The organism is Microbulbifer marinus (assembly GCF_900107725.1).
GTDB classification, from domain to species: domain Bacteria; phylum Pseudomonadota; class Gammaproteobacteria; order Pseudomonadales; family Cellvibrionaceae; genus Microbulbifer; species Microbulbifer marinus.
Genome location: NZ_FNQO01000001.1, coordinates 1,596,102 through 1,609,543, shown reverse-complemented (window position 1 = coordinate 1,609,543; position 13,442 = coordinate 1,596,102). Strand labels below are relative to the sequence as shown.

The window sequence follows — 13,442 nt, the reverse complement described above, 5'->3', positions numbered from 1 at the left end:
TGCAGCGATGGGTTAAATTTTGCGGCTATCAGTCCTAGCATAGACAATGTGTGCCGCTATTTGGATATCGCATAACAAATCAGTCTTATATGTTGAAAATTTCTAGAAATCTGACGATTCCACTGGACGAGGTGGAGATGCACGCGGTACGCGCCCAGGGCGCTGGCGGCCAGAACATCAACAAGGTGTCCAGCGCCATTCACCTGCGGTTCGATATTGCGTCGTCCTCGCTGCCGGACGAGTTAAAGGAGCGACTGCTCAAAATGCAGGACCAGCGCATCAGTGCCGATGGGGTGATCGTGATCAAGGCGCAGCGCTTTCGCACCCAGGAAAAGAATCGCGCAGACGCGCTGGAGCGTTTGCGGCTACTGGTGGAAAAGGCCAGCAGGAAGCAAAAAAAGCGCGTCCCGACCAAGCCCAGCAAGGGCGCCAAAGAAAGGCGGCTGCAGCACAAGACACGGCGCGGCCAGGTGAAAGCGATGCGCGGCAAAGTTAAAGACCATTGAAACACTATTCAGAGCAGGGAGTTCCTATGTCGAAACGCTACGACGCAGCGGAATTGCAGCAATTCGCCAGTGAAATGTTTCAGCGCGCCGGCCTCGCCGCCGAGCGAGCAGAGGTAATGGCGAAGGTGTTTTTGCAGGCCGATCTACTCGGCTTCACCACCCATGGCATGAATCGTGTCGCGAGCAACCTGGGATGGTTACTGGACGGCGAGTCCCGCAAGGAGGGCGAGCCGCATCTGCTCACCGACCGCGGCAACTGCTTCAACTGGGATGCCGACTTTTTACCGGGCCCCTGGGTGCTGACGCTTGCCATTGAGCAGGCGCTGCAGCGGGTGCCGGAGCACGGCGTGGTGACCGCCACCATCCGTCGCAGCCAGCATGTCGCCTGCCTGGCCGCCTACCTGCCGCCGATCGTCGAGGCGGGTTATGTGGCGATACTGACCTGCTCGACACCGGCGGAAAATACCGTTTCGCCGCAGGGCAGTCGGGATCCGCTGTTTTCCGCCAATCCACTCGCCTTTGCCGCGCCTGCCGGCGACTACCCACTGCTGTTCGATATCAGTATGTCGGTGACGGCTGGCGGCTACGTCGCCCGCGCCCAGCGCGAGGGCAGGAAAATGCCGCAGCCGTGCCTGAAGGACAGCGAGGGCAATATTTCCGATGATCCGGCGGCATTCAAAAATGGCGGCAGTATCCTGCCGGTGGGTGGCGCCGATCACGGTTACAAGGGCGCGGCGCTGTCGGCGATGCTGGAAGTGCTGTCGATGGCGCTCGGCGGCTATGGGCGCGCAGACACGGCGGCGAAGGATGACGACGAGGCCAACTCGGTGTTCCTGCAGATCATCGATCCACAGGCGTTCGGTTCCCGCGCGGACTTCCTGCGCCAGACGGTGACCCTGTGCGACCTGTGGGAAAACAGCCGCAGCGACAGCGACTCGCCGGTGCGGGTGCCGGGCCAGCGCGCCTGGGCCGCGCGGGCGCAGCAGCTGCGCGAGGGCGTCGAACTGTACCCGTCGATCATGGAGGACCTCAGGCCCTGGGCGGAAAAACTGGGGGTGCCCATGCCGCGGCCGTGCGACAGAACCACTGCAGCGGATAAAGAGGGGAATTCTTGATCAGAAAAGTTGGCGCGACGGTAATTGAACCGGTGCACCGGGCTTCCTGCCACTGTGGCGCGGTGCAGTTTGAACTGCAGTTGCCTGACGGTATTGTCGAACCGCGTCGCTGCGATTGCTCCCTGTGCCGCCGGCGCGGTGCCATCGTCGCCTCAGTACCCTTAAGCGGAATCAAGATCACTTGCGGCGAAGAGCATTTGCGGCTGTACCAGTTCAACACCGGTACTGCGAAGCATTATTTCTGTGGCACTTGCGGTATTTACACTCATCACCAGCGCCGCTCCAACCCGACGCAGTACGGTTTCAATATCGCCTGCCTGGAGGGCGTCAACCCGTTTGCGATCGGCGAGGTGCCGGTCAATGACGGCGTCAACCATCCGGCGGATCGCGAGGAGTGACGATGCAAGAAACGAGGGTCGGCGAAATCGAGCAGCTGCTGGAGTTTGTCGTCGAAATCGAAAAGTTAAAGGCGGTGCTGCGCAAGACCCGCCCGGTCGGTCTCGAGCGCCGGGAGAATTCCGCCGAACACAGCTGGCATGTGTGCCTCACTGCGCTGATGTTCAGGGAATACGCCAATGAGCCGGTGGATATAGACCGCGTGATCAGAATGCTGCTGATCCACGATCTGGGCGAGATAGATGCCGGCGACAAGATTGTTTACGCGAGCGAAACCGCGGAACAGAAAGCGGCCGAGGCCGCCGGCGTACAGCGCGTGCTGGCCCTGGTGCCGGGCGGCCGGGGCGAAGAACTGTTTGCTCTGTGGCAGGAATTCGAGGCCGGCGAGACGGCGGAATCCAGGTACGCCCGCGCCATCGATCGCGTGCCGCCGCTGCTGCACAACCTGCGTGGCGGCGGTCACGCGTGGAAGGAAAACAAGATTCCGAAAGAGAAAGTCTTTGCGCTCAACAGCCGTATCGGCGATGGCAGCCGCGAACTCTGGCAGGTGATTGAAGAACAGCTGCAGGGCGCGGTGGCCAGCGGCCTGCTCGAATAATTCACTCGTCGAGCAGCGCCCGCCGGCCTGTAGGCAGGCATTACTGGTAGGGGGCGCGTGCCTGTACCTCCTGGTACTCCGCCTCGCGCATCGCCAGCTCGTGTTCCAGATCGTCGATTTCCACGCCCAGCTCGGTGTGCCGACCCTTGAGGCGGGCGATATCGGCCAGCAGGGTGACGCGTTCTTCCCTGGTCGACTCATCGCTGATCAGGCGCGCACTCATTTCGGTGATGTCGTCGAGGATATGTTCGCGCTCCTGCTCGCGGTCATTGATGGCGCCGGAAACCTGGTTCATCGCATTCCAGGCCAGATACACTTCGCGCCCGGCCTCGTAGCCATGCAGGAAGAGCCCCTCCAGATCCGCCGGACAGACGCCGTTATAACCGCCGCCGGCGCGGCCGAGACGGAAGCCGCGGTGCTCGGTGCAGTAGAGCTGCAATCCCTCATCGCGGCCGGCGCGGTAGGCGTTCGCATCCGGTCGCACACCGTATTCCGCACAGGCCTCGCGGCGCTTGCCCAGCTGTGCAACCTGCAGGCCAGCGGCGCCGTCCTCATAACCGATCGCGTGCCAATCCGCGACCCGGCACTCCTCTTCGCTCATGGTGGCGCAGCCGCTGGCGAGGAGCGCCAGGGCTGCGAGTGGCATCATTTTCGTTCTTAGTTTCACTGTGTCTGTTCCCGTCCAGGGGTGTCTCGAAGCGGCAAATTATCTCACCAAGGCTGACTGCAGCCTGAAGGAATCACACCGGGCGTGACCTGTGTCACAAAATTTGCGGAATGTAATCGGGGCGTATGAGTCAACGTGAATCCGCTTATCGCCTTATAAATGCGCGCCACATCGTACTAGGATGGGGGAATAAATCGAGAACAAGAGGGATGGCCGATGAGTGATTTTATCCGCATGACGGCGGTGGAGTTACTGCAAGGGTATAAAGACAAGGCATTTTCCCCGGTAGAGGTCACCGAAGCACTGCTGCGCCAGATAGAGCGCTGCAATCCCGCGGTCAATGCCTACTGCCTGGTGGACGGTGAAACCAGCCTGGCCTGGGCACGCGAATCGGAGCAGCGCTATGTGCGCGGTGAGACGCAGGGGCTGCTGGACGGTGTGCCCGTCGCGATCAAGGACGTGTTCCTGACGCCGATGTGGCCGACACTAAAAGGCTCCAAGACCATCGATCCCGAAACGACCCTGGGTAAGGAGGCGCCCTGTGTCGCCGCACTGCGGCGCAACGGTTACATCCCGCTGGGCAAGACCACCACGCCGGAGTTTGGCTGGAAGGGCGTCACCGACAACCCGATCGACGGCGTCACCCGTAATCCCTGGAATACCGACAAGACCGCCGGTGGTTCCAGCGGCGGCAGCGCCGCGGCGGTGCCGCTGGGCATGGGGCCGCTGGCACTGGGCACCGACGCGGGTGGTTCCATTCGTATCCCCGCCGGCTTCTGTGGTCTCGTCGGCCTCAAGCCCAGTTTCGGTGAGGTGCCGCACTGGCCGCCGAGCCCCTTCGGCACGCTGGCCCACGCCGGTCCGATGACCTGGACGGTGGCGGACTGCGCGCTGATGATGAACGTGTTGTCCGAGGTGGACCACCGCGATACCCAGGCGATCCCGCGGCGCAACATCGACTATTTCGGCGAGGTTCAGGGCGAACCGGAGGAACTGCTGAAGGGGCTGCGCATCGCCTTCAGTTCCGCCCTCGGCTACGTGCAACTGGATCGCGAGGTGGAGGAGGCCGTGCACGCCGCGGTCAAGGTTTTGCAGTCGCTCGGCGCCGAGGTGACGGAAGTAGATCCGGGCTTTGACGATCCGCTGGCGGCGTTCGGTCACCTGTTTTACGGCGGCGCGGCCAATGCGTTGCGCAATCTCGGCAAGCGCCAGCGCGCACTGATGGATCAACAGCTGGTGGCGGTGGCGGAGAAGGCGGCGCAGTTGTCGATGCTCGATTATCTGGCCGCGGTCAACGAGCGCACCGCCCTGTGCGAGCGCATGGCGCATTTCCACCAGAAATACGATCTGCTGCTGACGCCGACGCTGCCGGTCACCGCGTTCAAGGCCGGTCGCGAAGTACCGGAAGACTGGCCCAGCACCCGCTGGCCCTCGTGGACGCCGTTTACCTATCCATTCAACCTCACCGGCCAGCCAGCGCTGTCGGTGCCCTGCGGCTTTTCCGCCGACGGCCTGCCGATCGGCCTGCAGCTGGTTGGGCGGCGTTTTGACGACGCCACCGTACTGCGCGCGGGCCAGGCGTATCAGCTGGCCGCGCCGCTGACCGATCGGCGTCCGGAGCTTTTCCGCGTCGACGCTGCTGCCGGGGAGGAGGCGTGAGCAAGCTCGACTTCGATTTCTACGAATCCGAGGACCCGGTCTGGAATCCGGCGCTACTGACGATTCCGGTGCCGGGGATCCGCAAGATGGTCAACATGGCGGCGACCATGGACGATGTAATCCACTTGTCCATCGGCCAGCCGGATGCGCCGGCACCGCCCCATGTCATCCAGGCTGCGGTGGATGCGCTGGAGGCCGGGCAGACCGGCTACACCATGGATGCCGGCCTGCCAGAGCTGCTCGACGCGCTGGCCGAATACAACGGCGAACGCTACGGCCGAAAAATTTCTCCGGAGAATATCCTCGTTACTACCGGTGCCACCGAAGCGATTTACCTGGCACTCACCGCAGTGTCCGCCCCCGGGCGTGAATTTATCGTGCCGGATCCGTCCTTCATGCTGTACGCGCCGTTAATCCGTATGAATGGCGGCGAGGTGAAATACATTCCCACCCGCGCGGAGAACAACCACCAGCTGGATCCGCACGAAGTCATCGACGCGATCGACAAAAATACCCACGCGATAGTGCTGAATTCACCCAGCAATCCCACCGGTACCGTCTACCCGCGTGAAACCGTCGAGATGATTGTGCAGGAGGCCGCCTATCGCGGTATCTATGTGATCAGCGACGAGGTCTACGATCACCTGGTCTACGACAACCGCGACTACGCCGGCGTGCTGTCCTGCTGTTCGGATCTCGACCATGTGATGATCATCAGCAGTTTCTCCAAGACCTTCAGCATGGCGGGTATGCGCATCGGCTGGCTGATCGCGAGCCAGGGCGCCATCCGCAAACTGCGCCGCTACCATATGTTCACCACTACCGTTGCCAACACCCCCTGTCAGTGGGCCGGTGTCGCCGCCCTGCGCGGTGATCGCAGTTTTGTCGACGGCATTGTCGAGACGTACAAAAAGCGGCGCGACCGACTGGTACAGCTGGTAGAACAGACGCCCTACCTGGAGGGCTACATGCCGGAAGGCGCCTTTTACCTTTTTCCGTCGCTGCCGGACGGTGTCAATGGGAACAACGTCGCCCTGCGGCTGTTGCGGGAAACCGGTGTCTGCACCATCCCCGGCGAGACCTTCGGCGAAAGCTGCCGCAACGCGTTGCGGATCAGCTATGCCACCTCCATCGATAAAATTGAAGAAGCGTTTGAGCGGATTATTCCGTGGATGGAGAAGCAGGATTTCGACTGAGCTAAGCTGAATTGCCGGATGCCGAAAAGACGACCGCTGGGCGGCATCCCGGTTGAAACTGTCTTTTCTTTCGTTTGTTGGGCGCGCGAATGAATCCTGTCCCCCTGTCTCCGGATCAGCTCTATCAGCACTGCCCGCTGGAATGGCTGGAAGTGCAGGCCGGGGAGGGCGGGGCGGACGAAAGTCATCCATTCGGACAGGAGCGCGCGCTGGAGGCGTTGGAATTTGCGCTGGATATGTCCGGCAACGGCTACAACCTCTACGTGGCCGGATCTGTCGGCCTCGGCAAGCACGCACTGGTCGACCGGCGCATCGCTGCCTGGGCGAAGCGGCGGGATCAGGCCGAGGACCTCTGTTACATCCACAACTTCGATGCCGATCACAAGCCTCACGCCCTGGTACTTCCCGCCGGTACTGCGCGGCAGCTGAAACACGATACCGAGAACCTGCTCGAACACCTGCTGACGGCTATCCCCGATATCTTCAAAAGCGACGAGTACCGAGCGCGCCGGGACGAACTCAAGCAGCTACTGGAAGAGCGCGAGGAGCAGGCTTTTACCGAGCTGGTGGACCGCGCCCAGCAACTCGGCATTGGTCTCGTGCGCACGCCTTCCGGCTACACCATTGGCCCGCTGGTCGAAGAAGAATTCATCACCCCGAAACAATTTGCCGAGCTGCCCGAACAGGAGCAACAGCGGCTCAAGGAGAATATCGAGAAGGTCAATGTCGACCTGAAGGAAACCCTGGCGCGTGTGTTGCGCTGGCACGAGAAGCTGGCCAAGGATCTCAAGCGACTGAACCGCGAATATCTGCACCTGACCCTGGATGAACGCATCGACTGGTTGCACCGGCGCTACCAGAATCTCGAGCAGGTGCAGGCGTTTATCGAAAACATCAAGCGTGGCGTGATCGAAAATGCCGATGATTTTCGCGCGGCCGGTGAGCAGGGCCAGAAGGAGGGTATCGCTCCCGGCAAGTTGATCCGCGCACCGGAGTTCAATCGTTTTCGTGTGAACATTCTTGTCGATAACGGTGATGTCGATGGCGCGCCCGTGGTTTACGAGGACAACCCTACCTACGCCAATCTGCTCGGCCGCATCGAGCACGAGTCGCATATGGGCACCCTGATCACCAATTTCAAATTGATCAAGGGCGGCGCCCTGCATCGAGCCAACGGCGGTTGCCTGATCCTGGATGCGCACCAGCTGCTGATGACGCCATTTGTCTGGGAGACACTGAAACGCGCCCTGCGCTCCCGTGAGCTGAAGATCCAGCCGCTGGAAATGCAGATGGGTCTGTTATCTACCATCACGCTGGAACCGGAACCGATTCCGCTGAATGTCAATGTGGTGCTGATCGGTGAGCGCTGGCTCTATTACCTGCTGAAGGCGCACGACCCGGAAGCCAAGCAGCTGTTCAAGGTCTACGCGGATTTTGCCGAAGACATCGCGCGCGAGCGCGACAGCGTGGCCGCCTTTGCGCGGCGCATATTGAACCTGGTCAAACGGGAGCGGCTGCGGCGGTTGTCGAAAGAGGGGCTCGCGCGGGTAGTCGAGCAGGCGGCGCGCCTCGCCGGTGATGCGCAGAAGCTCTCGCTGCACGGCGAGCGGCTGGCCGACTTGTTACGCGAGGCGGATTACTGGTGCCGACGCGAAGAGGCTCAGCAGATAGAGAGATCCCACGTGCAGAAGGCGGTAGAGCAGCGCGAGTACCGCCAGGGACAGTGGCAGGAGCGGCTGCAGGAATCCATCGAGCGCGACATCCTGATGATCGACACCGCCGGGGAACAGGTCGCACAGATCAACGGCCTGTCCGTCATCCAGCTCGGCGACACCGCCTTCGGCCGCCCATCGCGGATCACCGCCACCGCGCGCCTCGGCAGCGGCAAGATGGTGGACATCGAGCGCGAGTCGGAGCTGGGTGGTCCGCTGCACTCCAAGGGGGTTATGATCCTGAGCGCCTTCCTCGCCAACCGCTACACCCCGTCGCAGCCGTTTTCCCTGTCCGCCAGTCTGGTGTTCGAACAGTCCTACGGCCCGGTCGATGGCGACAGCGCCTCCCTCGCCGAGCTCTGCGCACTGCTCTCCGCCATCGCCGGCGTACCTCTGCGCCAGCGGATCGCGGTTACCGGCTCGGTCAACCAGCTCGGCGTGGTGCAGGCGGTCGGCGGCGTCAACGAAAAGATCGAGGGCTTCTTCGATATCTGCCAGGCCCGCGGGCTCAGTGGGGAGCAGGGCGTGATTATCCCGGCCGCCAATATCCAGCACCTGATGCTCAAGGAGGAAGTGGTGCAGGCGGTGCGGGAGAAAAAATTTGCCGTTTTCGCGGTAGCGACTGTGGACGAAGCTCTGGCGCTACTTACCGGCATGGAGGCCGGTAACGTGGATCAAAATGGCGAATACCCGGAAAGCTCCTTCAATGGACAGGTGCAGAGGCGTTTGCATGAATTCGAGGAAACCCGTTCGCACCTACTGGGGCAGGAGTTGAAAGAGGCGGACACTGAGGGGGGGGCATCCTCGCCGATCAAAGGTGATGACGATGGCACTCCCGGACGCGATCGCTACTAGATTTTGCCGATATTTCCTTTCCCGCGCCCTCTTGAACTGCGCCTATCGCCCACCCTGACATTCTGCCTGTAGTGATCACTAGATAGAGTGACTAGCTCCTAAGAGATAGTCGAATGTGTCAAAGCTGACTTTGCTGCATTTCTTCTTCTGGCCGGTAGAGCCTGATGCATTTGGTCACGCTTAGAGACATTTTTAGGCGGACAACACTCCGGAACTTTCGCACCAGAAAAGGAGGTTTGACCTAATAATGCAAGTTAACTGCAGGCCCTGTCCTTATTGGCGCGAAAAATGTTTCCACTTGTAACAATCTTCTCCGGCATCGGCTCGGTTCTTTGTGATTTCTCCAGACGCATTGCTCGGTAAGTAGGATTTGAATACTCTGACCGCACAATAATAGTGCGACCAGTGGTTCTGTCTGCACAAAAAATAATCACCGCGCGTTGCAGTCTAGGTATATCGAACAGCGCGGTGCTCACAGCAATAACGAGAAGAGCGAGAACCTGCAATTATGCAATCCTATTCATTCAAACCTTTGTCGCTGGCCATCGCCGCCGCACTTGCGCTCCCTGTCGGCAGCGCATTGGCGCAGGAGCAGGCCGAACAAAAACCTTCTGCGGACCATGGCACTCTCGAAGAGGTCGTCACCATCGGCACCCGCAAGGAAGGCGTCTCTCCAACAGAAACCCTTTCCCCGGTAGACCTGGTTGGCGGCGCGGATCTGGCGGATCAGGCCAGTTTCGACCTGACCGAGTCCCTAGCCAAAATAGCACCGTCATTTAATACCCAGCGTTTCCCGATTGCGGACGGCACCGCGTTTATTCGCCCGGTGACTCTGCGAAACCTGTCGCCGGATCAGACGCTGGTTCTGGTCAATGGCAGCCGACGCCATCGTTCGGCACTGGTGAACCTGCAGCTGGCGCCGCTCGGTACCGTTAACCAGGGCGCTCAGGCAGTGGACTTCGCTGCGATTCCTTCGATGGCGATCGAGCGGGTGGAAGTACTGCGTGATGGCGCTTCGGCCCAGTATGGCTCGGATGCAATTGCCGGCGTAGTCAACGTAGTTTTGAAAGACGATGCCGAGGGCATCAGCGTATCCGCGCAGACCGGTGAATACTTCGAGGGTGATGGTACCCGCACCAGTATGGCTGCTAATGCCGGTTTCGGTCTCGGCGACAACGGTTTCGTTAACGCGACCGTCGAACACTCCACCGCAGACAAGACCTGGCGCGGCGCCGCGCGTCCGGATGCCGAGTTTGTCGGCTCCGTGGTCGGTGTGGATCAGGTACCGCTGGATGGCCTTGGTCAGCGTTGGGGCGATCCCGAGGTGGAGACCACCAAGCTGTTCGTGAACACTGGCTATGACCTGAACGACAGTGTCGAGCTGTACGGCAACTTCGGTTACTCGGACAACTCCACCATCTCCGATTTCTTCTATCGTGGGCCGGTGCTGGACCCGCAATATGAATTTGGTGCGCGCGCTACTCTGCAGGCCGATGCCGATGGCGACTTTATGCCGGATCCGGCGCCCCAGTCCCTGATCGACAGCATTAACGCAAAGGGCCTGAATCCAGCCGATTATCTGGTTGCCGATAGCTCCAGTGCCAGTGGCTACGTGCTGCGCAACCCGATCTACACCATGTTCCCCGGTGGTTATAACCCGCAGTTTGGCGCTGATATCACCGACATTTCCGCAGTCTTCGGTGCCCGCGGGGAGCTGGCTTCCGGCATGACCTGGGATCTGCGTGCCCGCACCGCGGAGAATGAGGTGTCCTACGTATTGAAGGACTCCATCAACCCGAGCCTCGGTGCCCTGTCGCCGACGACGTTCAATCCGGGTACTCTGACTCAGGAAGAGAGCAGCCTGAATGCTGACTTTGTTCAGCCCGTCGATATCGCAGGGCTGAGCAGCCCGCTCAACGTGGCATTTGGTGCCGAGTGGCGTGAGGAAACTTACAAGATCGGCGCTGGTGATGCAGCCTCTATCGCCGTAGGGCCTACCGCGGCAGTATTTGGTGTTGGCTCTGACGGTTTCCAGGGCTTCCCCACAGAAGCTGCGGGTAGCTACAGCAGCGAGAGTATGGCTGCCTATGTGGATCTAGAGGCAGATGTTACCGACCAGCTGACACTGGGTGCGGCCCTGCGGTTCGAGGACTACGATCAGTTCGGCTCCACTTCCGACTGGAAACTGTCCGCACGTTACGACTTCAACGAGCGTTTCGCTCTGCGCGCTACTGCCAACACCGGCTTCCGTGCGCCCACTCCCGGTCAGGTAAATACCCTGAACGTGACCACCACTGCGGACGCCAGCGGCAACCTGATTCCCAACGGTACCTACCCGGTTAGTCATCCGGTTGCCGAAGCCCTGGGAGCAGTTGCGTTGACGCCGGAAGAATCCACCAGCTTTACCATCGGTGCGGTCATCAATCCGTTCGACAATACCAGCGTGACCATCGATTACTACAACATCGATATCGAGGATCGCCTGGCATTGCGCAATAACACCATCGGTGCGGACGAGGTAGCACTGCTGGAAAATGCCGGTGTCGCAGATGCTGCGCTGCTGAATGGCAGTAACGCCAACTTCTTCGTCAACGCCTATGACTCCGAGGTTTCCGGTATCGATCTGGCCATCACCAGCGACTTCGAGGTTGCGGGTAACTTGCTGACCGTGGATCTGCGTCACAATCACAACCAGCAGGAAGTGAGTAAAGTCGCGGCCAACACCATCAACCAGTCGCGAGTGTTCGACCTGGAAAACCAGGTGCCCAGCGATCGTACGACCCTGACGTTCGATTTCGACACTGGCGACATGTTTAGCGGTTACCTGCGTTTCAACCGCTATAGCGATTGGGAGTCCACCTTCGGCTTGTTCGGACCTGGCGATGCGTCCGATGCGTCCAGCTATAGTGGCGACGTCCTGGTGGATCTGGAGGCGACTTTCACCATTCAGGAAAACTACAAAGTGGCTCTGGGCGGTGAAAATATCTTCGATGTGCAGCCGGACGACGAGGCCGACCCGACCTTGCAGTTCCTGGGTGTGCGTCAGGCTCTCACTTCTCCGTTCGGCTTTAACGGCGGCTTCTGGTATCTGCGCGCGAGTGCGGATTTCTAAGAGCGTCGTTAAGCGCCTTAAACGCAAAAAAAACCGGCACTTTTGTGCCGGTTTTTTTGTGCCCAATAACTACTGATATACGCGAAATCTGAAGGGCTAGGGCGCTTGCGGCACATCGCTGTCGCCGGTTTCGACGTGCTGATGTAACAGTATCTCCGCCGTTGCCCGCGCGTTGAAATCCATGACCATTTGCGGCTCGTCGGTAAAGACACCATCCGCACCGATTGCTGCCATCAGCGTCAGGTCATCCATATTGTTGACGGTGAATATGTAGCTTTTCAGGCCGCGGCGCCTGGCGTCGGCGATCAGCTCCGGATCGGCGAAATCCAGGCTCAGGTGCATGGAGTAGGCCTTGAGCGGCTCGGCGCAGGCGGCCAGATCCAGCGGTATGCCATCCAGCAGTACGCCGCGCCGCACTTCGGGTAGCAGCTGCAGGCTGTCGTAAACCTGACGGTGGTCGAATGAGGAGATCAGGTATTGCTCGAAAGAGGCGCCGCTGTCGCGCACGTAGGATTCCAGTTCCCGGGCGACCAGGGCGGCGCAGTTGGGGCCTTTCATTTCGATATTCAGCTGGGCGTTATTACCGACTGCTTCCAGTACCTCGCGCAGAGTCGGCACCCGGCCGCCGCATGGCAGCAGCTTTTCGCGCAGCACCTCCGGGCACATGTCGGTGAGCAGTTCGCTGCCGGCGATCAGGCGGCCGAGGCGACGATCGTGCTTGACCAGCAGCTGGCCGCCGACATTCCAGATATCTATCTCGATACCGTCGACATCGAATTCCAGTGCATGGGCAATGGCCTGCAGGGTATTTTCGGTGGCCCGCTGGCGATAGCCGCGATGAGCGAAGCAGAAGAGAGAGCCGGGTGTCTGCATGAATCACTGACCTGGTGAAATTTCCAGCAGCGTGCCTATGAAGTATGACGCCGAGGTTACAGGGCCACCATTATTTGTGGCCGTGTTTAGACGATTTGACGCTCAAATGTACAAGTCTAATAACCGGACCTGTCAGTCTCCTGCCAGCGCGCGATAGCGGCCGCGGTGGAAGATCAGTGGTTCGCCGCCGCTGGCGGTGAATTCCAGCACTTCGCCGAGCAGGATGGTGTGATCGCCGCCATCGATACACTGTACGCGGCGGCAGTGGAAAAAGGCGGCGCAGTCGTCCAGCTGCGGTACCCCGTTGGGGCCCGGGTGCCAGTGCACCTGGCCAAACTTGTCGGCACCGCGGCCGGCAAACAGGTTGGAGACATGCTGCTGATCGGCTTTCAGCACGTGCACCGCAAAGTGCTCCTGCTGGGTGAAGGCGTCGTAGCCGAGAGACTGTTTGTCGATGCTCCACAGTACCAGTGCCGGCTCCAGGGATACGGAATTGAAGCTGTTGACGGTCATGCCCGCCGGCTCGCCAGCGGCATCGCGGGTAGTAACTACAGTGACACCAGTGGCGAACTGGCCCAGCGTGTCGCGCAGGGCGCGGCTCTGCAGGGCTGAGGGGGCAATGGCGGGAGTACTTTCTGTGGTCATACCGTCGATCAATATTTGTGCAAAATCAGTGCTGGCGGCCATTCTACGGCAAAAGCGTCTTTATTGCGCGCTTTGCCTCGAACGGGCCACTGCTGGCCTGCTCCGGGG

Annotated in this window: 11 protein-coding genes; 8 read left to right on the top strand and 3 right to left on the bottom strand. The window is 60.4% G+C overall.

Annotated features, from left to right (window positions below; all coding sequences use genetic code 11):
• The first annotated feature begins 89 nt into the window (after positions 1 to 89).
• The 4 genes from arfB to BLW36_RS06925 are packed head-to-tail and all read left to right on the top strand — an operon-like array spanning position 90 to position 2,615.
• Complete coding sequence (gene arfB / locus BLW36_RS06940) at positions 90 to 506, top strand: alternative ribosome rescue aminoacyl-tRNA hydrolase ArfB (protein WP_091386440.1); 417 nt, start codon at positions 90 to 92, stop codon at positions 504 to 506.
• Positions 507 to 532: 26 nt separating this feature from the next.
• Positions 533 to 1,621: an Ldh family oxidoreductase gene (locus BLW36_RS06935; protein ID WP_091386437.1), complete on the top strand. Its 1,089-nt coding sequence runs from the start codon at positions 533 to 535 to the stop codon at positions 1,619 to 1,621.
• Positions 1,618 to 2,019 carry a GFA family protein gene (locus BLW36_RS06930; RefSeq protein WP_091386434.1) on the top strand — a complete coding sequence of 134 codons (402 nt, stop codon included), beginning with the start codon at positions 1,618 to 1,620 and terminating at the stop codon, positions 2,017 to 2,019. Before BLW36_RS06935 ends, BLW36_RS06930 begins: the two co-directional genes overlap by 4 nt.
• Positions 2,020 to 2,021: 2 nt before the next feature.
• Positions 2,022 to 2,615: an HD domain-containing protein gene (locus tag BLW36_RS06925; protein ID WP_091386432.1), complete on the top strand. Its 594-nt coding sequence runs from the start codon at positions 2,022 to 2,024 to the stop codon at positions 2,613 to 2,615.
• A gap of 40 nt (positions 2,616 to 2,655) precedes the next feature.
• Here BLW36_RS06925 and BLW36_RS06920 read toward each other — a convergent pair whose 3' ends face one another.
• Positions 2,656 to 3,264 carry a DUF2799 domain-containing protein gene (locus tag BLW36_RS06920; protein ID WP_091386429.1) on the bottom strand — a complete coding sequence of 203 codons (609 nt, stop codon included), beginning with the start codon at positions 3,262 to 3,264 and terminating at the stop codon, positions 2,656 to 2,658.
• A gap of 234 nt (positions 3,265 to 3,498) precedes the next feature.
• Here BLW36_RS06920 and BLW36_RS06915 point away from each other — a divergent pair, with 234 nt between their 5' ends.
• The 4 genes from BLW36_RS06915 (at position 3,499) to BLW36_RS06900 (ending at position 11,816) form a co-directional block, all read left to right on the top strand.
• Positions 3,499 to 4,941, top strand: a complete 1,443-nt coding sequence (locus BLW36_RS06915; RefSeq protein WP_091386426.1) for an amidase — start codon at positions 3,499 to 3,501, stop codon at positions 4,939 to 4,941.
• Positions 4,938 to 6,137, top strand: a complete 1,200-nt coding sequence (locus BLW36_RS06910; RefSeq protein WP_091386424.1) for a pyridoxal phosphate-dependent aminotransferase — start codon at positions 4,938 to 4,940, stop codon at positions 6,135 to 6,137. The genes BLW36_RS06915 and BLW36_RS06910 overlap by 4 nt, the downstream gene beginning before the upstream one ends.
• Before the next feature lie 89 nt (positions 6,138 to 6,226).
• Positions 6,227 to 8,704: a Lon protease family protein gene (locus BLW36_RS06905; RefSeq protein WP_091386421.1), complete on the top strand. Its 2,478-nt coding sequence runs from the start codon at positions 6,227 to 6,229 to the stop codon at positions 8,702 to 8,704.
• A gap of 508 nt (positions 8,705 to 9,212) precedes the next feature.
• Entirely contained in the window at positions 9,213 to 11,816 is a 2,604-nt protein-coding gene (locus BLW36_RS06900; protein ID WP_091386419.1) for a TonB-dependent receptor plug domain-containing protein, read from the top strand.
• 96 nt (positions 11,817 to 11,912) lie between these two features.
• Here the strand turns inward: BLW36_RS06900 and BLW36_RS06895 are convergent, their stop codons facing one another.
• Together BLW36_RS06895 and BLW36_RS06890 are read right to left on the bottom strand one after the other, a co-directional pair.
• Positions 11,913 to 12,689: a glycerophosphodiester phosphodiesterase gene (locus tag BLW36_RS06895; protein ID WP_091386417.1), complete on the bottom strand. Its 777-nt coding sequence runs from the start codon at positions 12,687 to 12,689 to the stop codon at positions 11,913 to 11,915.
• A 132-nt stretch (positions 12,690 to 12,821) separates the two neighbouring features.
• Positions 12,822 to 13,334 (bottom strand): flavin reductase family protein, encoded by a 513-nt coding sequence (locus BLW36_RS06890; protein ID WP_091387030.1) that lies wholly within the window; start codon positions 13,332 to 13,334, stop codon positions 12,822 to 12,824.
• Between the last annotated feature and the right edge of the window lie 108 nt (positions 13,335 to 13,442).

Excerpts from the sequence above, each read along its gene's own strand:
- arfB (WP_091386440.1), top strand. The coding sequence starts at position 90 with ATGTTGAAAATTTCTAGAAATCTGACGATTCCACTGGACGAGGTGGAG.
- BLW36_RS06935 (WP_091386437.1), top strand. The coding sequence starts at position 533 with ATGTCGAAACGCTACGACGCAGCGGAATTGCAGCAATTCGCCAGTGAA.
- BLW36_RS06925 (WP_091386432.1), top strand. The coding sequence starts at position 2,022 with ATGCAAGAAACGAGGGTCGGCGAAATCGAGCAGCTGCTGGAGTTTGTC.
- BLW36_RS06920 (WP_091386429.1), bottom strand. The coding sequence starts at position 3,264 with ATGATGCCACTCGCAGCCCTGGCGCTCCTCGCCAGCGGCTGCGCCACC.
- BLW36_RS06915 (WP_091386426.1), top strand. The coding sequence starts at position 3,499 with ATGAGTGATTTTATCCGCATGACGGCGGTGGAGTTACTGCAAGGGTAT.
- BLW36_RS06905 (WP_091386421.1), top strand. The coding sequence starts at position 6,227 with ATGAATCCTGTCCCCCTGTCTCCGGATCAGCTCTATCAGCACTGCCCG.
- BLW36_RS06900 (WP_091386419.1), top strand. The coding sequence starts at position 9,213 with ATGCAATCCTATTCATTCAAACCTTTGTCGCTGGCCATCGCCGCCGCA.
- BLW36_RS06895 (WP_091386417.1), bottom strand. The coding sequence starts at position 12,689 with ATGCAGACACCCGGCTCTCTCTTCTGCTTCGCTCATCGCGGCTATCGC.
- BLW36_RS06890 (WP_091387030.1), bottom strand. The coding sequence starts at position 13,334 with ATGACCACAGAAAGTACTCCCGCCATTGCCCCCTCAGCCCTGCAGAGC.